The 23,372-nt window shown below is 35.8% G+C and carries 18 protein-coding genes; 8 read left to right on the forward strand and 10 right to left on the reverse strand.

From position 1 onward, the window contains the following. Positions 1–778 precede the first annotated feature (778 nt). From K5R64_RS12925 to hsdR, 4 genes are all read left to right on the forward strand, one after another. Positions 779–2,245 carry an N-6 DNA methylase gene (locus K5R64_RS12925; RefSeq protein WP_220763980.1) on the forward strand — a complete coding sequence of 489 codons (1,467 nt, stop codon included), beginning with the start codon at positions 779–781 and terminating at the stop codon, positions 2,243–2,245. Positions 2,246–2,364: 119 nt separating this feature from the next. After that, a complete protein-coding gene (locus K5R64_RS12930) occupies positions 2,365–3,231 on the forward strand; it encodes an ORF6N domain-containing protein (protein ID WP_220763981.1) in 867 nt (288 codons plus the stop codon). A 1-nt stretch (position 3,232) separates the two neighbouring features. Then, positions 3,233–4,405, forward strand: coding sequence for a restriction endonuclease subunit S (locus K5R64_RS12935; protein ID WP_255580377.1), 1,173 nt, complete (start codon positions 3,233–3,235; stop codon positions 4,403–4,405). Between the two features lie 593 nt (positions 4,406–4,998). Further along, a complete protein-coding gene (gene hsdR / locus K5R64_RS12940) occupies positions 4,999–7,356 on the forward strand; it encodes an EcoAI/FtnUII family type I restriction enzme subunit R (RefSeq protein ID WP_220763983.1) in 2,358 nt (785 codons plus the stop codon). Positions 7,357–7,501: 145 nt separating this feature from the next. On the opposite strand, the gene cobA is transcribed toward hsdR, so the two are convergent. Continuing rightward, positions 7,502–8,293 (reverse strand): uroporphyrinogen-III C-methyltransferase, encoded by a 792-nt coding sequence (gene cobA / locus K5R64_RS12945; protein WP_220763985.1) that lies wholly within the window; start codon positions 8,291–8,293, stop codon positions 7,502–7,504. Between the two features lie 572 nt (positions 8,294–8,865). After that, positions 8,866–10,116, reverse strand: coding sequence for an ornithine--oxo-acid transaminase (gene rocD, locus K5R64_RS12950; protein WP_220763986.1), 1,251 nt, complete (start codon positions 10,114–10,116; stop codon positions 8,866–8,868). Positions 10,117–10,388: 272 nt separating this feature from the next. On the opposite strand from rocD, the gene K5R64_RS12955 reads away from it, so the two are divergent. After that, a complete protein-coding gene (locus K5R64_RS12955) occupies positions 10,389–11,399 on the forward strand; it encodes a M28 family peptidase (RefSeq protein ID WP_220763987.1) in 1,011 nt (336 codons plus the stop codon). A 115-nt stretch (positions 11,400–11,514) separates the two neighbouring features. Here the strand turns inward: K5R64_RS12955 and K5R64_RS12960 are convergent, their stop codons facing one another. The 6 genes from K5R64_RS12960 to K5R64_RS12985 all read right to left on the reverse strand — a co-directional run bounded on the left by K5R64_RS12960 (position 11,515) and on the right by K5R64_RS12985 (position 17,480). Beyond that, positions 11,515–11,883, reverse strand: a complete 369-nt coding sequence (locus K5R64_RS12960) for a DUF1801 domain-containing protein (protein WP_220763988.1) — start codon at positions 11,881–11,883, stop codon at positions 11,515–11,517. A 97-nt stretch (positions 11,884–11,980) separates the two neighbouring features. Then, positions 11,981–12,421, reverse strand: coding sequence for a hypothetical protein (locus K5R64_RS12965; RefSeq protein WP_220763989.1), 441 nt, complete (start codon positions 12,419–12,421; stop codon positions 11,981–11,983). A 117-nt stretch (positions 12,422–12,538) separates the two neighbouring features. Further along, a complete protein-coding gene (locus tag K5R64_RS12970) occupies positions 12,539–12,904 on the reverse strand; it encodes a hypothetical protein (RefSeq protein WP_220763990.1) in 366 nt (121 codons plus the stop codon). Between the two features lie 122 nt (positions 12,905–13,026). Next, positions 13,027–14,205, reverse strand: a complete 1,179-nt coding sequence (locus K5R64_RS12975) for an AIR synthase related protein (protein WP_220763991.1) — start codon at positions 14,203–14,205, stop codon at positions 13,027–13,029. 113 nt (positions 14,206–14,318) lie between these two features. Further along, positions 14,319–15,209: an OmpA family protein gene (locus K5R64_RS12980; RefSeq protein WP_220763992.1), complete on the reverse strand. Its 891-nt coding sequence runs from the start codon at positions 15,207–15,209 to the stop codon at positions 14,319–14,321. 81 nt (positions 15,210–15,290) lie between these two features. Further along, a complete protein-coding gene (locus K5R64_RS12985) occupies positions 15,291–17,480 on the reverse strand; it encodes a glutamine synthetase III (RefSeq protein ID WP_220763994.1) in 2,190 nt (729 codons plus the stop codon). A gap of 274 nt (positions 17,481–17,754) precedes the next feature. On the opposite strand from K5R64_RS12985, the gene K5R64_RS12990 reads away from it, so the two are divergent. The 3 genes from K5R64_RS12990 (at position 17,755) to K5R64_RS13000 (ending at position 20,640) form a co-directional block, all read left to right on the forward strand. Further along, positions 17,755–18,774: a glutamine synthetase beta-grasp domain-containing protein gene (locus K5R64_RS12990; protein ID WP_220763996.1), complete on the forward strand. Its 1,020-nt coding sequence runs from the start codon at positions 17,755–17,757 to the stop codon at positions 18,772–18,774. 220 nt (positions 18,775–18,994) lie between these two features. Continuing rightward, positions 18,995–19,498, forward strand: coding sequence for a hypothetical protein (locus K5R64_RS12995; protein ID WP_220763997.1), 504 nt, complete (start codon positions 18,995–18,997; stop codon positions 19,496–19,498). A gap of 197 nt (positions 19,499–19,695) precedes the next feature. After that, positions 19,696–20,640, forward strand: coding sequence for a TerC family protein (locus tag K5R64_RS13000; RefSeq protein ID WP_220763998.1), 945 nt, complete (start codon positions 19,696–19,698; stop codon positions 20,638–20,640). A 110-nt stretch (positions 20,641–20,750) separates the two neighbouring features. Here K5R64_RS13000 and K5R64_RS13005 read toward each other — a convergent pair whose 3' ends face one another. Together K5R64_RS13005 and K5R64_RS13010 are read right to left on the reverse strand one after the other, a co-directional pair. Continuing rightward, positions 20,751–21,236 (reverse strand): hypothetical protein, encoded by a 486-nt coding sequence (locus K5R64_RS13005; RefSeq protein ID WP_220763999.1) that lies wholly within the window; start codon positions 21,234–21,236, stop codon positions 20,751–20,753. Between the two features lie 175 nt (positions 21,237–21,411). Further along, a partial coding sequence (locus K5R64_RS13010; protein ID WP_220764000.1) for a T9SS type A sorting domain-containing protein occupies positions 21,412–23,372 on the reverse strand: 1,961 nt, incomplete at its 5' end.

Below are 23,372 nucleotides of genomic sequence, written 5' to 3' on the forward strand. Positions count from 1 at the left end.
ATGTCAGGCTGAGCCTGTCGAAGCTCCATGGCATTAAGTTATACTATCGTCAGTTCGAGTTGAGATAAAATTTGCGACAGAAAATTTTATCTCAGTAATATCATTAAACTATACTATCGTCAGTTCGAGTTGAGATAAAATTTGCGACTGAAAATTGTATCTCAGTAATATCATTAAACTATACTATCGTCAGTTCGAGTTGAGATAAAATTTGCGACAGAAAATTTTATCTCAGTATCGAGAACTCAAGCTTACTAACATTCCCCGAAGCACTAAGACGCTAGGACAATCGTGGCTCCATTGCAACCTCATTCTCAGCAGTTTTAGGAGCACAACCCCTCCTTTTCAACATAACGACTCGTCCTGCTGTTCATTACAATCCACGCCAAAAAAAGGCGTGGGATTTTCATTGCCATCAGGGCTATTTAGTTCGTTTTTATTTTCATAATAGCATTTTAAAATCTTACTTTTAATTACAAAATTGCATTTTAGATTCTTTCAAAATGCCAAGTTTGTGCATATCCTTTGGGGATAATTTAGGGAACCCACCCTAATATTGTATTTTTTTACCTCAAAAACCTATTAAGGATACTGGGTTAAAAAAAGTCCTTACAAAATCTACGCTGAGCTTTAGTAAGGAATCAAAGTAAATCGACTCTTCATTTGTAAACTACCAACATTGACAAGTAGTTTAAAACAAAAATACTTTACTGTTTCCCTCATTTTCATTCATCAGCTTTTTACTATATTTACCAATCAATATACTTACAAACATACAATGGCCAATTTTGCGCAAACATTCAAAAACATAGACGACCTATTATACAAAGATTCAGGAGCCGATTCTGAAATAGACTACATCGAACAAACCTCTTGGGTGTTGTTTTTAAGATACTTAGACAGTTTTGACAAAAACCGCGAAGACGAAGCCATCTTAGAAGGCAAAGACTACACGAGCATATTAGAAAACAAATACCAATGGGAGACTTGGGCAGCACCCAAAAATGATAAAGGAGAAATCGACATCCACAAAGCACTCATTGGCCCCGATTTGGTGAAATTTGTTGAATTTGAGCTTTTCCCGTATCTGGCGAGTTTTAAAGAAAAGCACATCGATAATCCTAAAACCATTGAATACAAGATTGGCGAAATCTTCTCCGAACTAAGCAACAAAATCAAATCGGGTTACAACTTGCGTGAAATCATCAATATGGTTGATGGATTGCCTTTTGGTACCAGTAAGGACAAACACGAATTATCGCATCTATACGAAACCAAAATTAAAAATATGGGGAATGCCGGTCGTAATGGTGGACAATACTATACGCCGAGACCATTAATTCGCACCATGATTAAATTATTGGAACCAAAAATCGGAGAAAAAATATACGACCCAGCTTGTGGTTCTGCAGGTTTCTTGTGTGAAGCCTATGAGTACCTGTACGAGAAAATGGAGAAAACAGCTGCCAACTTAAATCAGCTACAGGAAAATACTTTTTTTGGAAAAGAAAAGAAAAACCTAGCCTATATCATTGGTACCATGAACATGATTCTGCATGGAATTGAAGCGCCAAACATTGTACATACCAATACACTGGGAGAAAACATACGTGATATTCAGGAAAAAAACCGTTACGACATTATTCTTGCCAATCCACCCTTTGGCGGTAAAGAACGTGCCGAGGTACAACAAAACTTCGACATCAAAACAGGAGAAACAGCCTTCTTGTTCATGCAGCATTTCATCAAGTCGCTAAAAGCAGGTGGTCGAGCTGCTATTGTTATCAAAAATACTTTCTTAAGCAATACGGATAATGCTTCGGTAGCACTGCGCCAACATTTATTAGAAACCTGTAACCTACATACGATTCTCGATATGCCACAAGGAACTTTCTTGGGGGCAGGAGTAAAAACGGTAGTCTTGTTTTTTACCAAAGGAGAACCAACAAAAAACATTTGGTACTATCAGCTAGACCCCGGAAGAAACATGGGGAAAACCAATCCGCTTAACGATGCTGATTTAGATGATTTTGTCAGGCTGAGCTTATCGAAGCCCGAAACCGAAAAATCATGGAATCTGGCGGTGGCTACTGTTGATGAAAAAACCTGCGACCTCTCGGTTAAAAATCCAAACAAACCCGAAGAAGCACCACTGCGCGAACCGGCTTTAATTTTGGAAGAAATGCAAACCCTTGACGAGGAAACAGCTGAGATTTTAGGAACTTTAAATGAGTTAGTGGGCTAGTTTGATAACTTGAGGTCACAAATTGTGACTTCAAATTAAAAGTCATAAATAAAAAAAGTATTTTGAACCGGTCACAAATTGTGACCAGTTCGTCAAAAATAAAAACACAAGTTTCTTGTATGAGTGAACTAATAACAATTGAAAATCGCATTTTTACTTTTAGAGGGGAACAAGTGATGATAGATCGTGATCTGGCCGAAATGTATAATGTAGAAGTGAAAAGGTTAAACGAACAGGTAAAAAGAAACATAGAACGTTTTCCGGAATCATTTAGATTTCAACTTACAGCTGAAGAAAAAGAGCAACTGGTCGCAAATTGCGACCGGTTCGCTACACTTAAACATTCTTCGGCAAACCCCTATGCATTCACAGAACAAGGCGTTGCCATGCTTTCGGCTGTTTTGCGAAGTGATATAGCCATACAGGTAAGCATCCAGATTATGCAGGCCTTTGTACACATGCGCAAAAACATCAACAACAACCTGTCGCTGTTACAATTGTCCGACGATTTTGAAAAGTTTAAACTCACTACCACTCAACAATTCGATAAAATATTCAATGCATTGGAAAACCATAAAGAACTACCTAAACAAGGCATATTCTTTAACGGACAAACCTATGATGCCTATGCTTTTGTAAACCAATTAATAAAAGAAGCCAAAACAAGCATCACCGTAATTGACAATTATATAGACGATACCGTAATTACCTTGTTGACTGCTAAAAAACAAAACGTAAAAGTTAGCTTACTCATGCAGCAACCCACTAAAAAAATAGAACTCGACGTGCAAAAAGCAAACACCCAATACCCAACATTTCAAATTAAAAAATTCAAGCTGTCGCATGACCGCTTTATCATTATAGACAATCAGAAGGTCTATCACATAGGCGCTTCGCTCAAAGACCTGGGTAAAAAATGGTTTGCCTTTACCCTACTGGAACAGGATACCGTAAAATTATTAGGAACTTTAAATGAGGTGGTGTAAAATGAATTGGATAACAAAAAAAATTGGTGATATCGGTAAAGTTTCAATGTGCAAAAGAATACTAAAAAATCAAACTTCCGCAACTGGAGATATACCTTTCTATAAAATTGGAACTTTTGGAAAAAAAGCAGATGCTTTTATTTCAAGAGAAATTTATGATGAATTTATCAGTAAATATTCTTTTCCCAAAAAAGGAGATATTCTACTTTCAGCTTCAGGAACAATTGGTAGAAGAGTTATATATGACGGAAAACCTGCATATTTTCAGGATTCAAATATAGTGTGGATTGATAATGATGAAAAAGAAGTTTTAAATGAGTACTTATATAAATTTTACGGGTATTGTAATTGGAATCCTTCGAAAGGCGCAACTATTTCAAGGCTTTATAATGATGATTTGAGAAACATCATTATTTATTTTCCAAAATCTTTCCAAGAACAACGCGCCATAGTAGCCAAACTCGACCAGGCGTTTACAGCCATAGACCAAGCCAAAGCCAACATCGAAAAAAACATCGCCAACGCCAAAGAATTGTTTCAATCCAAATTGAATCAAATTTTTTCGCAAAAAGGTGAGGGTTGGGAGGAAAAGAAATTAGGTGAAATTTCTAAGATTAACTATGGTTACACTGAAAAGGCAGTTTTTGAAAATATTGGTCCAAAATATTTAAGAATTACAGATTTGACTGAAAAGGGTGTTAATTGGGAAAGTGTTCCTCATTGTAAAATCAGTAAAGATGAAATTATTAAATATGAATTACAAAAGGGTGATATAGTATTTGCGAGAACAGGAGCAACTACAGGTAAAAGTTATTTGTTTGATGATGATGTATTTTCAGTTTTTGCATCATATTTAATCCGTTTGAAGGTTATAAATAAGAATGAGATTCTTCCTGAATTCATCTATTTGTTTTTTCAAAGTGGAAATTATTGGAAAGAAATTAATGCTGGTATTTCAGGTAGTGCACAAGGTGGTTTTAATGCCTCAAAACTATCTGATTTGAAATTGTCATATCCATTGGATTCAAATATTCAAAAAAAGATTGTTACAGATTTTGATGTTGTTTTAAGTCAAACTAATTTATTAATTACCAAATACCAACATAAACTAGCTAACCTTGAAGAACTCAAAAAAAGTATTTTAGAAAAGGCATTTAAAGGGGAGTTGGTGTAAACACATAGTTTGTCATTCCGTAGGAATCTCATCTATAATAGCAACGATTAATAAAAATATGCTATCAAACATGGAAAATCAAATAGAAATATTCAAGTCATCTGACAATCAGGTTGAAGTTGTTGTTCAATTTGAAAGTGATACCGTTTGGTAGAACAGAGAGCAAATGGCTACTCTTTTTAGTAGAGATAAATCGGTTATTTCCCGACATATTAAAAACATTTTAATGAAAATGAATTAGATTATTTTACAACTGTTGCAAAAAATGCAACGGTTCAAAAAGAAGGAGAAAGAGAAATAAAAAGAAATATTGAAGATTACCGCTTAGAAGAATTGATTATAAAAGATTTAACCGCATATCCCAATAGTGGTTTTAGCGAAATACATCAAAGAATAGGACTGGAAATTAATAAGCACAAAGTTAGAAGAATGTTGAAAAATATGATAGAAAGTGGAATTCTTAAAACGGAAGGTTTAAAAAATGGTTAAAATATTCTATTGAGTAAATTGGTTAGAAATTCACTAAATACTCAATAGAATGCTCAATAAAACGTTTTATAAAGAGCTAAATTAAAATAGAAGATATCAATAAAATGAGAAACGAATCCGAAACCCGTGCCGAATTAATTGACCCGCACCTACAACAACAAGGTTGGGCAATTGTTCCTGAAAGTAGAATTCGCAGAGAGTATCCCATAACCAAAGGACGCTTAATAGGCTCTGGTAAACGTGCCATGCCCGATAAAGCGGATTATATCCTGCAATTCAACAACCGTAATTTGGCTGTTTTAGAAGCCAAAGCAGAGGGTTGTTACTATACCGAAGGTTTGGCACAAGCTAAGGATTACGCTTCTCGATTAAACCTGCGGTTTGCTATTTGTACCAACGGCCAAAAATACTACATGGCCGACTTGCAAGGCAAAGAAGGTGATATCACCCAAGTGCCTACTCCAGAACAGTTATGGGAGATGATTTATGGAGAAGAACAAAAAAAGAATCAGGAAGCTTTTAATTGGGAACAACGCTTTTTTGATATTCCATTCGAAACCAAAGGAGGTAGCTGGGAATTACGGTATTACCAACAAAATGCCATCAATAAAGTATTGAAAGCCGTAGCCAATGATGAAAAACGTATTTTAATTACCCTGGCAACCGGTACTGGTAAAACTGCTGTTTCGTTTCAAATTGCGTGGAAATTATTTCAGGCCAAATGGAATATCAACAGAGATGGTATTCGCAGCCCAAGAATCTTATTTTTGGCAGACAGAAACATTTTAGCCGACCAAGCTTTCAATGCTTTCGGCGCTTTTGAAGATGATGCGTTAGTTCGTATCAAACCTTCAGAAATCAGTAAAAAAGGAAAAGTACCAACCAATGGAAGTATCTTTTTTACGATTTTCCAAACTTTTATGTCGGGAGAAGAACCCAACTTTGGCCAATACCCTAAAGACTTTTTCGACTTTATCATAATTGATGAATGTCACCGTGGTGGCGCTAATGATGAAAGTACTTGGAGAGCTATTTTGGAATATTTCGAACCTGCAACCCAGTTAGGCTTAACGGCGACACCAAAACGCGATGTTAACGGTGATACCTATAAATACTTTGGCGAACCGGTATCGATATACTCCTTAAAAGAAGGAATCAACGATGGTTTCTTAACCCCTTTTCGTGTCAAACAAATTCAAACCAATCTTGATGAATACCAATACACTTCGGATGACAATGTAGTATCTGGGATGGTGGAAGAAGGACGAGAATATACCGAGTACGATTTTAACCGTATAATCAAAATCAAAGAACGCGAAGAGTACCGTGTAAAAGAGTTCCTAAAAATGATTAACCAAAATCAAAAGACATTGGTTTTTTGTGCTACCCAGGACCATGCTTTAGCAATCAGAGATTTGATTAACCAATATTGCGACAGCAAAAATCCAAATTACTGCCAACGTGTTACTGCTAATGATGGTGATATGGGCGAAAAACATTTACGTGATTTTCAGGATAACGAAAAAACAATACCCACCATACTCACCACCTCACAAAAGTTAAGCACTGGTGTTGATGCCCCCGAAATCAGAAATATCGTTTTAATGCGTCCGGTTAACTCGATGATTGAGTTCAAACAAATTGTGGGCAGGGGGACTCGTTTGTTTGACGGTAAAGATTATTTTACCATTTACGATTTTGTAAAAGCTTACAAACACTTCAATGACCCTGAATGGGACGGCGACCCCATAGAACCCGAACCAAAAGAACCTGGAATACCACAAAAACAATGTCCTAAATGTGATCAAAGACCTTGTATCTGTCCCAAACCCGAACAAGAACCTTGTGAAATATGCGGGTACATTGTTTGCCGTTGTGACAATCAGGTGGAAATGATTGAAATTGTATTGTCGGATGGTAAAGTGCGTCAATTGCAATCCATGACTACGACAACGTTTTGGAGTCCCGAAGGAAAGCCTATTACTGCTGTTGCATTCTTAAAAAGTCTATACGGCACAGTTCCTGACTTATTTCAATCCGAAGACGATTTGAAAGCTCAATGGAGCATTCCAGCAACTCGAAAAAGCCTATTAGGCAAACTAGAGGAAAAAGGATACACCAAAGAGCAATTAGCCGAATTTCAAAAAATTCTAAGTGCCGAAAAAAGCGACATCTATGATGTATTGTCTTATGTAGCATACCAATCAGAAATACTAGAGAGACAACAACGAGCAGCCAAAGTAAGAGAACATTTCAACGAACTCGATGCCAATCATCAGGAATTCTTAGAATTTGTTTTAAATCAATATGTATTAAATGGAGTGTACGAACTCGACGATGAAAAATTAGGAACATTTCTCCAATTAAAATACAAAACAATTGCAGATGCTAAGCCCATACTCGGTGACTTAAAAACGATTAGAAACAATTTTATCAATTATCAAAAATATTTGTACGCTTAAATCCCTATTTTGCCGAGCAGTCATCTAAGTAAAATTAAAACCATGATTGCCATCAAAATAGCACCACAAAAAAACCATTAAAAAATCAAGCAAATGATTTCTTAATGGTTTTTAATTCTTATGCTAAAACTTAAAGTAAAACGATTTATAGACTCAAATTTTGATAGATAAATTCATCTTCTAAATCTTCTTCCTCAATGTAGTCTGTTAATTTTGAAATATTTCCTACCACTTCCCCAATAACGATAATGGCTGGTGACGAAACTTGTTGGTCTTTGACTAAGTTTTCGATGGTACTAAGGGTTCCAATCACTTTCTTTTGATCCGTTCTAGTTCCATTTTGGATGATTCCAATAGGCAAGTCATCCGTTCTGTTGGCCTGATAAACCGCTACAATTTCGCTTAGTTTGTGCATTCCCATCAAGATAACCACCGTTGCAGAGGATTGTGATGCCAAGACCACATCATTAGATAATTTATGGTCAGAAGTAGTTCCGGTAATTACCCAAAAACTTTCGGCTACTTTACGTTGTGTTAAACTTATTCCGTTTAATGCAGGTACTCCCATTGAAGATGATATTCCCGGCACAATCGCCGTTTCTAAACCATTGTCACTAGCAAAAGCGATTTCCTCACTTCCACGTCCAAAAACAAATGGATCTCCTCCTTTTAATCGCACCACATGACCGTGTTGGTAAGCCATGGCAACAATCAGTTCGTTAATTTGGTCTTGACTATACGCATGACATCCCAAACGTTTACCTACAAATACAATTTCGGCTCCCGAAGCATACTGCAATAAGTCTTCGTTGACTAAGGCATCATACAAAACCACATCCGCAGCTTCTAATGCTTTAATCGCTTTCACAGTAATCAACTCCACATCACCTGGTCCCGCTCCTACTATCGTTAATTTTGGTGTTTTTGACTTATTCATATCTTTTTCATTTAAAAATTTGAAAATAGCAATTGTTCGCTCTACCTTTTGACGTATAAAATTAACCATTCTATTTTCAAATTTGATTACTAATTAGCTTCACTACGTAAATACTTAGACAAATATAAGTATTAATACGTAATGAAAACTAAAAATAATTCAAATTTTAAGTACTTAGGAAGTAAAAAACTTCTTTTAGCAACTATTTCATACAATTATCTAGTAATTACTAGATTTTTGTTCACAGCAGAATCGCTAATTATTTTATAAACCCCTTATAACGGTATTAATGCAAATTTAGCCTTTCCAATTAACCAAATACATTAAATCTGCGCCCTGAGTACTCAATGTCATTAAGTTAAAAAAAACATGCTGTTTTGTCATTCCGAAGAATGAGGACACGAGCGAATGCGAACTGGCAAAGCAATCACACTAGTTGCTCACGTGATGTGATTTCACCTTCGTCGAAATGATACAAAAAACGCTTAACTTAATGACATTGCTCGAGCGCTGGCAAATAAGAGAACCAATTAATGGTTATATTATTTATAAATTGCGTTTACGCTTTGGAATTATACAAAAGCTTGTAGCGCTTTTTCAATAATACTCAGGCACTCATTTATTTGTTCTTCAGTGATAACCAATGGCGGTGCCAAACGAATCTTATTGCCATGTGTTGGTTTGGCCAACAATCCCAAATCTCTAAATTTCAAACAAATATTCCATGCCAAATCCGATTCTTCATCACTATCCACTACAATTGCATTCAACAACCCTTTTCCTCTTACTAAGGTGATTAACGGATTTTTTTCGGCAATTTTATTGAGTCCTGCTCTTAAAATAACACCTAAACGCTCTGCATTTTCGGCAAGTTGCTCTTCTTTTACTACTTCAAGTGCTGCCACAGCAACAGCTGCTGCCACTGGATTTCCTCCAAAAGTAGAACCGTGTTGCCCTGGTTTTATCACATTCATCACAGCATCATTGGCCAAAACCGCCGAAACGGGATAAACACCACCAGAAATGGCTTTCCCCAAAATCAAAATATCAGGTTGTACCTTTTCATGATGCACCGCTAATAATTTTCCAGTACGAGCAATTCCGGTTTGCACCTCATCCGCAATAAACAATACATTGTATTGCTCACAAAGCGCTTTGGCTTTCGCCAAATACCCTTCGGAAGGCACATACACACCCGCTTCACCCTGAATAGGCTCTACCAAGAACCCCGCAATATTTTTTGAAGACGCCAAGGTCTTTTCTAAAGCTTCTAAATTGTCATACGGAATTTTAATAAATCCTTCCGTGTAAGGACCAAAATTCTTGCGAGCACCTTCATCATTTGAAAACGAAATAATCGTAGTGGTTCTCCCGTGAAAATTATTTTCACACACGACAATTTGTGCTTGGTTTTCATCAATACCTTTTACCTCATAGGCCCATTTTCTACAAATCTTCAAAGCCGTCTCAACTGCTTCGGCACCCGTATTCATTGGCAACACCTTATCAAAACCAAAATAATTCGTAATGTACTCTTCATAATTTCCTAATTGGTCATTATAAAAGGCACGCGAGGTTAATGTCAAGGCTTGTGCTTGCTTCATCATTGCCCCAACAATCTTAGGATGACAATGCCCTTGATTTACAGCAGAATAAGCAGACAAAAAATCAAAATATTTCTTCCCATCAACATCCCAAACATACACTCCTTCTCCACGTTCCAATACCACTGGCAAAGGATGATAATTATGAGCGCCATATTTGTTTTCTTTGTTGATTAATTGGGTTGATTTTGTTGAAAGTTCTTGCTGAATTTGTTCCATGTCGTTGTTTTTGAGTGCTTATAAAGTGCAAAAATAAGGCTATTTTTTAACTTAAGCGCTTAAAAAACTCCTAAAACCACCCACTTTGAAGGAATCTAAACCTCTCAAATAAAATATTCAAGCTTCATTGAACTTTCAAAATAATATGTATTTTCGTATTGGAGTAAATAGGCCTGCCACCAAATTTTTAGGAATACGCAGGAAACAATCAAATGTTTAAACTTATGCTTCTCCACATTTTAAACCTTTTTTTTAAAATATCATTTTAAACTATGAAAAAAAGCATCTTCCTTTTTATTGTGTTAGTGGTAATTTCATGTGCAAACACTAAAATAATTGAACCCAAAACCGTTGTAGATGCTACCAAATACGTGACTTCTATCTCTGAACACGATTTAAAAGAACACCTTTTTATTATTGCTTCAGATTCCATGCAAGGCAGACAAACCGGATCAATTGGACAAAAAAAAACCGCCCGTTACCTCGCTTCTCAATATGTAAAAAACGAAATTACAGCTCCTGACCAGGCAGTGAATTATTTCCAAAAAGTACCCTCAACCGCACTACGTACCCGTAACGGACAGTATTTAGATGAGTCTGAAAATGTATGTGCTTTTATAAAAGGCAGTAAAAAACCAGAAGAAATCATTGTCATATCGGCACATTACGACCATATTGGTACTAAAAACGGACAAATTTTTTATGGCGCCGATGATAACGGCTCAGGAACATCAGCATTATTAGAAATTGCACAAGCATTTAAACTAGCCGAAAAAGACGGTCACAAACCGCTACGTTCCATTTTGTTTTTGCATGTCACTGGGGAAGAACATGGCTTGCTAGGTTCTAAATTCTATTCCGAGAACCCCTTATTTCCTTTAGCCAATACCGTAAGCAACATCAACATCGACATGATAGGTCGTAGAGATACAGAACATCAAACAAATAATTATGTTTATGCTATCGGTGCGGAACGATTATCAACAGAATTATACAACATCGTTGTTGCCACAAATAAAAAATATATCCAACTCGATATCGATTTTAGGTTTACCGCTGATTACGATCCTAATCAATATTACACCCGTTCGGACCATTATAATTTCGCAAAACACGGAATTCCTTCTGTATTCTTTTTTAATGGTGTACATGCCGATTACCATCGCTCCTCTGATACACCAGATAAAATTGAATTTGATGCACTAAAAAAACGAACCCAACTCGCCTTTGTAGTTGCTTGGGAACTTGCCAATCGCGAGAACCGAATTAAAGTGGATAAATGATTATTCTATTGCAATAGAAAAATATTATGCGAAATAGAACACAGATGACACAGATTAAACGGATCTACAGAGATTTTTTTATTAGTATCATATGTGCTCTATAAAGAATGTAGTGTTATTTCTTAACTTTTATCAATCCCGTTTTATAAAACGAAATAGCTTTTTGAATAACAGCTTCAATTTGTTCTATGGGCAAATCTTCATCCATGTCCAAAAGCATGATTTTCATTCTAGCTCTTTTTTCTTGCAGTAAAAATGGTTCATCAAATAACATCCCTTCCACCAAACTGATATAAGGTTGTTTGAACTTTTTATGAAACCACAGATAACAAAACATCTTACCTTTGTAACTAAAAAAAGGACAGCCGTATTTTAAACTATGTGTAATATTTTCATCTTGCTTTAAAATGATATCACGCAAAGCCAAATAAACTCCTTTAAGAGGTTCTTGTTGTCTTTGATAAAACTCGTCTAGTGGTGTCATATTATCTAATAATTCTATTGGTCAAATATAACTAAAACTCATAAAAAAAACCGCCAACTCTCATTGACGGTTTCCTTTGCTATAAAAGTATTGAAATTTATTTTTTTCCAAATTTCCACTCAAATTCATCTTTTTGATTGATAATAGCTCCTATTTCGAACTTTACTACTTCATCAAACTCCGTTTGGAAAATCATCCAATTTTCTTCATTGAAGTAATTCTCAAAAGTATCAAATTCTTCTTGCGTAAACTTAGTGATGTTTTTCTTAACCAAATCTTTTTTTACATCAGTAATCTTTTGACCAATAATTTTATTGCCGTTCAATTCCAAAGCTGGACTTGAAGCCACAATATAGCCGAGTTTAAACTCTTCGTCATGGTAAAAAGTCAAACGCATTTTTAGGCTGTTGTACACTAAAATTTGGTGACCGTCTTCGTCTTTATATTCTTTGGTTGGCTTTCCATAAATTGCCACGACATCTTTTTGCTTCATGCCGAACAATAATTTATCGATTCCGTTTTTGAGATTTATTTTCATTTTTTTATTAAGGAATTTGGATTGGGGATTTTTTCAAACCACTATTTTTACCAATTATCACTAATTATTTATTTTTATGCACCAACTGAACACTAAAAAAAACTGACCACTGACCACTTATTCCTCTTCTTCATAAAACTCATCGTAACGAGCTGGTATTTGTGGGTCGTATAATGGGCATTTGAATTCTTCCATAATTCTTACGAGTTTATCCATCGTTTTTCCTTCGGTTCCATAACAGTCTATTTGGATACTTTGCGGCGTTGATTTCACTTGAAATGCCCCTCTGCCTTTGGTGTTTTTCCAACTGTCTTCATCTACTTTTTCCCAATCAGAAAAAACAGATGCAATTCGGTTAAAAATCACTTGCACAGGAAGTAGCTCTAGTCCTTCAACGGTTTCTTCCTCTATTAAGGCTTCGTACACCAATTGATGATTGAGGTACACTTCTTCTTGATATTGCCAAAAGATGAGTTCGTACATTGAAAAAAGTTTAATCGTTTAAAAGTTTAAAATTGTTTAAGAGTTTAAAGGTCTTTAAAAACTAAAATTATTTACAATCTACAAGATTAAACAACTTTAAACTTTAAACTTTAAACAAATTTTTAATACTCAAATGTTCCGTATTCGCTAGTAATCGTTAATTTCTTAGCATCCGCAGCTTCTACTCTACCTACGATTTGTGCATCAACGTTGAAAGATTTGGAAATCGCGATAATGTCTTGAGCAACCGCTTCAGGAACGTATAATTCCATGCGGTGACCGCAATTGAATACTTGGTACATTTCTTTCCAATCGGTTTTAGATTGCTCTTGAATCAATTGAAACAAAGGTGGCACTGGGAACAAATTGTCTTTGATAATGTGAAGATTGTTCACAAAATGCAAGATTTTAGTTTGCGCTCCTCCACTACAATGCACCATTCCGTGAATATCGTTTGAATTGTATTTGTCTAATATTTTCTTGATAATTGGCGCATAAGTACGTGTAGGGGAAAGTACTAATTGACCAGCGTCAATTGGGCTATTTTCTACAGCATCGGTCAATTTTACTTGACCAGAATAGATTAATTCGTTGGGTACTGCTGCATCATAACTTTCAGGGTATTTGGTCGCCAAATATTTTTCGAACACATCATGACGAGCCGATGTTAATCCGTTACTTCCCATTCCGCCATTATAGCTCTTTTCATAAGTCGCTTGACCAAAAGAAGCCAATCCTACAATCACATCCCCTGCTTGAATATTAGCATTGTCAATCACTTTAGCACGAGGCATACGAGCCGTTACCGTGGAATCTACAATAATCGTACGCACAATATCACCCACATCAGCCGTTTCTCCACCTGTAGAATGAATCGTAACTCCAAAAGAATCCAATTCTTGAATCAATTCCTCAGTACCATTAATGATAGCCGAAATTACCTCAGCAGGAATCAGGTTTTTGTTTCTACCAATAGTTGACGAAAGCAAAATATTATCTGTAGCACCTACACACAATAAGTCATCGATATTCATAATCAAAGCATCTTGAGCGATACCTTTCCAAACCGATAAATCACCCGTTTCTTTCCAATACATATAGGCCAAAGACGATTTTGTCCCTGCTCCATCAGCATGCATAATCAAGCAATAATCCTCGTCCTGAGTCAAATAATCAGGAACGATTTTACAAAATGCTTGCGGAAACAATCCTTTGTCAATGTTTTTTATGGCGTTGTGCACATCTTCTTTAGATGCCGAAACCCCACGAAGGGCATATCTTTTTGAAGTATCTGAACTCATGTATTGTTATTCTGTAATTAGTTTTAACCAACTGGTTTGCGTGCGCAAAGATAACAAAAGATTGCGGATATTCAGATTGGAACTTTTAGATTGCCGTATTAAACTAAAAAAAATTAATTTTCAAGGATTTCAATTTCCACCCTTCTGTTAGCCGCTCGTTCGGCTTCATTTTTTTCAGGCACAGGAAATAGAGGTTGCGACACCCCAAAACCTTTATAGGTCATCCTGCTTTTATCAATTTCATTAAACTCCAAAAACTTATAAATAGCCTTAGCCCGTTGTGTTGATAAATCTCTGGAATCGACACCCACACAACAAATATGTCCTTGAATACTAATTTTGAGATTGGGATTCTTTTGCATGATTAGTAACAACTCATACAACTTTCCCCTTGATTCATTGACGATGGCAAAGGTGTTCAGTACAAAATTAAGATTTTTAATTTCGAGTTTTTCTCCTACTTTCGCCTGACTTACTTTTTGCATAAAAGCAACATCAAGAGGTAATTCCGTTTTGGTTCCATTGGGATTTTGGATAGCAACTCTTTCTGGGAATACAATAGGCTCTTTGGGTTTTACAACCACGGGCTCTTCTCGCTTTATGCCCAAAATTTCATTTTCTTTTGGAATATCTTTCTCTTTTAAAAAGAATAAGGTTACTTTTCTATTTTTTGCTTTTTCGGGTAATTGTTGGTGTAATTCACCAAAAGTTCGTGACTTGAAATCTTCTCTGATTTTTACTTTATCCTTGATTATACCATAGACATAATCAACTCTTTTTGACGCCAACACCTCATTGTATTCCACCGAACCATCTTCATCACAAAACCCATAAGCACCAATGATTTTGCTGGTTTTATTTTCATCTATCCAATTTGTTAGTGCTATTGTTTCATTTTTAGACAATTCAAATTTGTTACTATCAAAATAAACAGAAAATTGTTCTTGTGCCCATGCGAGATTTGACACTAACAAGAAGGCAATAAAGAATCGATCATTCAACATAATATTTATATAAGCTGCTGGAAATAGTTCGAAGATACAAAAAAGGCTATCCAAATTACTTCGGACAGCCTTAATTTAATTTTATTTAGTCAACAACAATTCCCTGTATTTTGTCAGAGTCCACAATTCGTTATCCACTAAAAGTTCCAATTTATCGCAATGCTCACGGATGATTTCAAAATAAGGTTTTACATGATTGCAATATATTTCAGCCATTTGTTGCATATCGCTCAACGCATTGGCCCTTTTTCTTTCGTTAGTCATCTCGACAACTTTAGAATTAATGCCTTCAATATGTTTTGAAATGGTTTTGATTAATCGGATTTGCTCTTTGGCAACAGTTTCGAATTCGTCCCCAAAAATATCTTTCAATCCTTTTACATTTTCGATTAAGGTATTTTGATAGCGAATCGCTGTTGGAATCACGTGATTGGTCGCAATATCCCCTAACACACGTCCTTCAATTTGAATTTTCTTTACATATTCTTCCAATTCGATTTCGTAACGAGCTTCAACCTCAACATGATTCATAATTCCCATTTCTGAGAACAATTCTAAGGCTTGTTTTGAAATCTTAGCCTTCAAAGCTTCGGGTGTGGTTTTAAAATTACTCAAACCTCTTTTAGCTGCTTCTTCTTCCCATGCTTGACTATAGCCATCTCCTTCAAAAAGAATTTTACTCGATTTCTTGATATACTCTCTTAACACATTAAAGATAGCATCGTCTTTTTTCATCGCCTTAGCATCAATCAATGCATCAACTTCAATTTTAAAATCTTTCAATTGCTTAGCCACTATGGTATTCAAAGTAGTCATGGCATTAGAACAGTTTGCCGAAGAACCTACTGCACGAAATTCAAATTTATTTCCTGTGAAGGCAAAAGGAGAAGTTCTATTTCTATCGGTATTATCCAAAATCACTTCTGGAATTTTACCCACTACATTCAGTTTTAAATCGGTTTTCTCTTCTGGAGACAATTTCCCTTTGGTCACTTCTTTTAGTTCGTCCAAAACTCTTGTCAATTGCTCACCAATAAATACTGAAATGATGGCTGGTGGCGCTTCATTGGCTCCTAAACGATGGTCATTACTTGCAGTAGCAATCGATGAACGCAATAACGACTCATAATCATTCACCGCCTTAATTGTATTGATAAAGAAAGTCAAAAACTGTAAATTGGTCATCGGTGTCTTACTAGGACTTAACAAATTAATTCCTGTATCGGTAGCCAGAGACCAGTTGTTGTGTTTACCAGAACCGTTTACGCCTTTGAATGGCTTTTCGTGAAGCAACACCTTAAAATGATGTCTTTCGGCCACTTTTTGCATCACATCCATCAATAAGGAGTTGTGATCCACAGCTAAATTGGTTTCTTCAAATATGGGAGCAAATTCAAATTGATTAGGAGCTACCTCGTTGTGACGTGTTTTAACAGGAATTCCAAGCAACATACACTCTTGCTCTAAATCACGCATATAAGTTAAGGCACGAGTAGGAATGGCACCAAAATAATGATCGTCTAGTTGTTGTCCTTTGGCCGAAGTATGTCCTAACAAGGTACGTCCTGTCATCATAATATCAGGTCTAGATTCTGCCAAAGCTTTATCAATCAAGAAATATTCTTGTTCCCACCCCAAAGTAGCAGTTACCTTTTTGACATTTTTATCAAAATATTTACAAACCTCGGTAGCTGCTTCATCAATTGCCGACAAGGCCCTCAACAACGGAATTTTATTATCTAAAGCTTCTCCCGTATAAGAAATAAAAACCGTAGGGATACAAAGTGTTGTTCCAAAAATAAATGCTGGTGAAGTAGGATCCCAAGCGGTATATCCTCTTGCCTCAAAAGTATTACGGATTCCTCCATTGGGAAAACTTGAGGCATCGGGTTCTTGTTGTACCAATTGGGCGCCACCAAACTTTTCGACAGTCTCACTACCATCAAATGACATATCAAAAAAAGCATCGTGTTTTTCAGCTGTCGCTCCTGTCAAGGGTTGAAACCAGTGTGTGTAGTGCGTTACTCCTTTAGACAAAGCCCATTCCTTCATCCCCATAGCGATATAATCAGCTAATTTCCTGTCGATTTTAGAACCATGCTGAATGGCACTTTGAACCGCTTTGAAAGCATCCGAAGTCAAATACTGCTTCATTGCTTTTTGATTAAAAACATTCGAACCAAAAATGGCTGATTTCTTGCCAGTTTCTTCAAAATGCACTGGCTTTCTTGCTGAAGCTTCTTTTAAAGCCTGAAAACGTATTGTTGACATATATTTTAATAATTTCAAGATGAACTATAACTTTTACAAATATAAGGAACTAAAATAGAGTTCTCGCAACAAAGAATAATAGCACTCTTAAAAAATTATAAAATTATACTTTAGACCACTCCAAAATGATTATTTCCAAAATATCCCCCCAAAAAATTATAGTAATCAAAAAAATAACTCGTTAACAAATAAAATGCACCCCCTAATTTTATCCTCTAAAAAAAAACTTCTATATTTGCCCCGTTTAAAAATCATTAAATTAATTTACAACATTATGGCTAAAATAAAATTAGAGTACCTTTGGTTAGATGGTTACGAGCCAACTCAAAACCTAAGAAGTAAAACAAAAGTTGAAGATCACGATAATTTTCAAGGAACTTTAGAAGAAATTGGAAACTGGTCATTTGATGGTTCTTCTACCAGACAAGCTGAAGGAGGTTCTTCTGATTGTTTATTAGTACCTGTAGCTATTTATCCAGATCCAGATCGCATCAACGGATACTTAGTAATGTGTGAAGTTATGAATGCTGATGGAACTCCACACGCTTCTAACGGAAGAGCTACAATTGATGATGATAATGATGACTTCTGGTTCGGTTTCGAGCAAGAGTACTTTATAATGGACACAAAAACACAATTACCTCTAGGTTTCCCTGTAGGAGGTTACCCTGCTCCACAAGGTATGTACTACTGTTCAGTAGGTGGTAAAAACACTCACGGAAGAAAATTAGTTGAAGAGCACGCTAACTTATGTATTGCTGCTGGAATCAACTTTGAAGGAATCAACCAAGAGGTTGCTTGCGGACAATGGGAATTCCAATTATTTGCTAAAGGAGCTAAGAAAGCAGGTGATGAAATCTGGGTTGCTAGATATTTATTAGACCGTTTGACTGAGAAATATGGTTACTACATTGAGTACCACCCAAAACCTCTAGGAAAAGACATGGACTGGAATGGTTCAGGTATGCACGCTAACTTCTCTAATGAAGTATTGAGAACGTGTGGTTCTAAAGAGACTTACGAAAAAATCTGTGAGGCTTTCCGTCCAGTAGTTGCTGAGCACATCGCTGTTTATGGAGCTTACAATGACCAACGTTTAACTGGTAAACACGAAACTGCTTCAATCAATGACTTCTCTTACGGAGTATCTGATAGAGGATGTTCAATCCGTATTCCTTTGATGACTGTTCAAAAAGGATGGAAAGGATGGTTGGAAGACAGAAGACCAGCTTCTAACGGTGACCCATACAAAATTGCTGCAAGAATCATCAAAACAGTTAAATCTGCTTTGTAATTTTTCAACATACAATTCCAAAAATGCCTTCAAGTTATTGAAGGCATTTTTTTTGGCAGCTATCAAAAACATCACATTTCTCCCCAAAACTGATCGCCAACTTAATACCATAGCCCTTCCTAAACCAAACAGCATTACTTATTTTGCTAAAAAAATAGTATATTTATAGCTGTTACCCTTGCTATATTCTTACTTATTATTAACCATTAAAAAAATAATTATGAAAAAAATAAGTTTATTTTGTTTATCACTACTAACCATAGGGCTCACTAGTTGTAAAAACAACGAGGACAAAAAAGAGCTGTTAAAAAAAGCCGCAGAAGAAGCAATTACGAGCACTTCCTGTTTTCAAGCAATTTACGACCATGACACGCTAGATTTAAAACTAAACACCTTAAAAAATGGTAAAATCAATGGTGATATGGTTATGAACATAGCCAACCATCAAAAAAAGATAGGTGAAATTGCTGGAGAATACCGTGGTGATACTTTATTTGCAAGTTACACTTTTACCTTAGAAAAAAAACCTGAAATCACTTTCAAGAATCCTATGGCTTTTCTTAAACGAAACGACACCCTTGTCTTAGGAAACGGAAAAATAGAAACTTCTATGGGAGCTTCTTATTTTGCAAAAGGCAGCCCTATAGATTTTGACCGCGTGAAATATAAATTCACTGCTATCAATTGCCCAGACAGTACTCTCACAACAAAACCCAACAACTAAAATTAATATTCTAATCCAAAAAGGCTCTCTAAAAATTACAAATTAAAAGAGCAATAATCAATCTATTGACTTCTAAAACTAAATGGTTTCTAGTAGTTCATAGAGAGCCCTTTTTTTTATGAATTCGTTAATCATTTCGAAAAAATTTCTAAACAAGCAATCAAAAAAGTATCTTTACAATTCTAAAAAAATACACTATGATTGTTTGGGTTTGTTTTCTTATTGCCATTCTATTATTTTTAGCACTTGACTTAGGTGTTTTCAATAAAACTCCTCATGAAATTAGCTCTAAAGAAGCCGGAAAATGGACGGCTATATGGGTTTCCTTATCGTTTGTTTTCTCTGCTGTGATTTATTGGCTATACCAAAACAACTATGTGGACAATCCTGATCAATTAAAACCTACGGTAGCCTCAATGAAATACATTACAGGATACCTTATCGAACTCTCTTTGAGTGTAGATAACATTTTTGTGATTGCAATAATTTTTTCTTCTTTTAAAATACCCAAAAAATACCAACACCGAGTATTGTTTTGGGGAATTATAGGTGCCATTTTCTTTAGGGGACTTATGATTTATTTTGGTGTACTTATTATTAAAAAATTTGCTTGGACAACTTATCTTTTTGGAAGTTTCTTAATTTACACTGCTATCAAAATGCTATATTCTAATGAAGAAGAAGAATTCAAACCTAAAAACTCCTACATCTATCGTTTGTTAAGCAAAATCACTCCCATTACAACCAAAATTGATGGCGAGCATTTTTTTGTAAAAATTGAAAACATAAAATACGCTACGCCTTTATTTGTCGCATTGATTGTGATTGAAGTAATGGACATTATTTTTGCCCTGGATAGTGTACCCGCTATTTTAGCTATTACCTCAGATCCTTTTTTAGTTTTTAGTTCAAATATTTTTGCCATTTTAGGACTGCGTTCCATGTATTTCTTTCTTGCTAACATGCTAGAAAAATTTAGCTACCTCGAATACAGTTTAATTGCTATACTCTTTTTTGTAGGATTAAAAATGCTGGCTCATGATTATATCAAATTCCCTGAATGGGCTTCTTTAGGATTTATTGCTTTATCACTTATAATTGGCATTATTGTGTCTTTAAAAATGAATAAGAAAAGCCATTAAAAAATTTGTAACGCAAACATCCCTATAAGTAGAACTTAAAATCACACGCTATTTCATAAAAAAAGAGTCTTAAATTTAGACTCTTTTTTTAGCTTTTTAATACAAAAAAATTAAAACTCCACTTTTTTAATTTCGTTTTCTTTTACATTCAATGCGCTTATCACTTCATTATAGTTCGATACATCAACTGATGTTGAAAAACTAGCAGGCACAATCACAATTCTAAACACCTGCCCCATTCTAAACTCGTTACTTACGGATTGCAAATCATTACCTACCATATAAATATTGACATCGTACTTAGTAAAATCATAACGGTATCCAAAATCTAAGGTACCATTATTAAAATAAAAACTTTCAGGTAACAATTTCCAAACATCGGCTCCCTGATAAACACCACTCAATCTATAAACCAAAACTACATCGGAAGAAAAAATTGCTGGAGTAAGATTTATGACATTACTGTAATTATTTGCAGAAGTAAAAGATACTTCTCTTTCAAAAACTTCGCTAATCGTATCATTATCTACTTCATCAGTACAACTTTGAAGTGCAACAATTCCCAAAAGGGAAAAAAGTAATAGTATCTTTTTCATGACTTTATTTTTTTAAGGGTTATCTGCTAAGCCTATATCCATTAATTGTGCCAAAAATATTTCCAACCTCTTTTCGATACAATTTAAGGAGTAAAAAAACTGTATTTAACTCCTTCAAACACAAAAAGCACCCGTCTTTAGACGGATGCTTTTACTTAAAGTTAATTTTAAAATATTAATTAGAAGACATTACTTTCTTAATGGTAGTCCCTCTGTCTGTGGTAATTTGAACCATAAACACTTCTTCTTGTTCCGAATTGGTACTAAGAGTAATTGTGATTTCTTTATTCAAATATCCTTTAGGATCTATTACAGAATGAACTAATCCACCTTGCGAATTAAATACTTCAATTTTCACACTAGATACATAATCAAAATCATATTTGATAGTCAATTGATCTTTGAATGGGACAGGATAAGCGGTAAAAGCGGCTGCTTCAACTGTTCTTAAAGTCAAACTAGTATCTGTTAAAACAGGACATTCCATTTTTGGAACATCATATCCAACGAAAATTCTACATTCATCAAAAGCATTATTGATTAAATCTACTGTACCAGCTATTTCGGAAAGTGATAATCCATTAGTATCTCCACCTCCCAAAGCTTGATTAGCTAACGCATACAATCCTTGAACTGTTTTTACCGATAAAGCATTAACAACTTTAGCTGAAATAGTATAGCGTTTGTACTCGTTATTTACAGTACCATCAGGATTACAAGTACGTGCTTTAGGAATATCAGAACCACAACCGTCCTGAGGTGTTGCAATGGCAATGGTACCGGCTTTCAATTCAAAGTCTCCCAGCATACCATTGATACCTATATTAAGACCTAAAGCAATGGTTTGAGCCAATAAAGTATTATTAATATTGCCTTTTTTGAGCATACTATTTGGCAAACTACTGATAGAGAACAATCCGTTATTAGGATTACTTGGTAACACACTACTACCTCCACCGCCAGGCATAACGTCAATAAGTGCGTTGATATCAGTCTCATTATTCATAATCGACACATGACGTGTGTCTTTAATACCAACATACATAGTGCCTCCATAAGAAGCCAAAGCTTTCGCAATAAGTTCTTTGGTTGTGTATTGTTTGAACACTCCTAGTTCATCAGGTGCACAAGACATACCTCCGATGTTACCATAATACCCTTGTGTATAAGTACATAGAGCTTTAGCACAAATATCAATAGTCACTACTACAGATTTTACATCCATACAATTATTAGAAGTGGTGGCTTTAATATAATAAGTACCAGATTCTCCTACCATAGTAGGATTAGCCAATGGTATTGTTGCTTCAACATTTTTCCAATATGTTAAAGTTGCCCCATATAGTGTACTTCCAGCTGTAATTGCGGCAGCAGTCAAGTCAACTGTTAATGGAGAACATATATTGGACGGATTGTTAACTACTAAAACTGGCAATGGGTTGATGGTTACAGTAACCAATGTTCGAGGACCTTCACATCCTGTGGCAGTCACTTTTGCACCGGCATAAGCAGAGCTAGTTCCGACAGCAGTTCTAGAGGGCGCTGTAGTGACAGTACCTCCAGTAGCTGCGGTGTACCAAATAAGAGTCTCACCTGCTCCTACAGTTGCGGAACCTGTTTTGGCTGTATTATCAAAACAGGCTGTCACATTAGTTCCTGCTGGTGCTAGTGGCAATGGATTGATGGTTACAGTAACCAATGTTCGAGGACCTTCACATCCTGTGGCAGTCACTTTTGCTCCAGCATAAGCAGAGCTAGTTCCGACAGCAGTTCTAGAGGGCGCTGTAGTGACAGAACCTCCGGTAGCTGCGGTGTACCAAATAAGAGTCTCACCTGCTCCTACAGTTGCGGAACCTGTTTTGGCTGTATTATCAAAACAGGCTGTCACATTAGTTCCTGCTGGTGCTAGTGGCAATGGATTGATGGTTACAGTAACTAATGTTCGAGGACCTTCACATCCTGTGGCTGTCACTTTTGCACCAGCATAAGCAGAGCTAGTTCCGACAGCAGTTCTAGAGGGCGCTGTAGTGACAGAACCTCCGGTAGCAGCTGTGTACCAAACAATGGTTTCACCTGCAGCAGCTGTAGCTGAACCTGTTTTGGCTGTATTATCAAAACAGGCTGTCACATCAGTTC

This window comes from Flavobacterium sp. UMI-01 (assembly GCF_019656315.1).
GTDB lineage: Bacteria > Bacteroidota > Bacteroidia > Flavobacteriales > Flavobacteriaceae > Flavobacterium.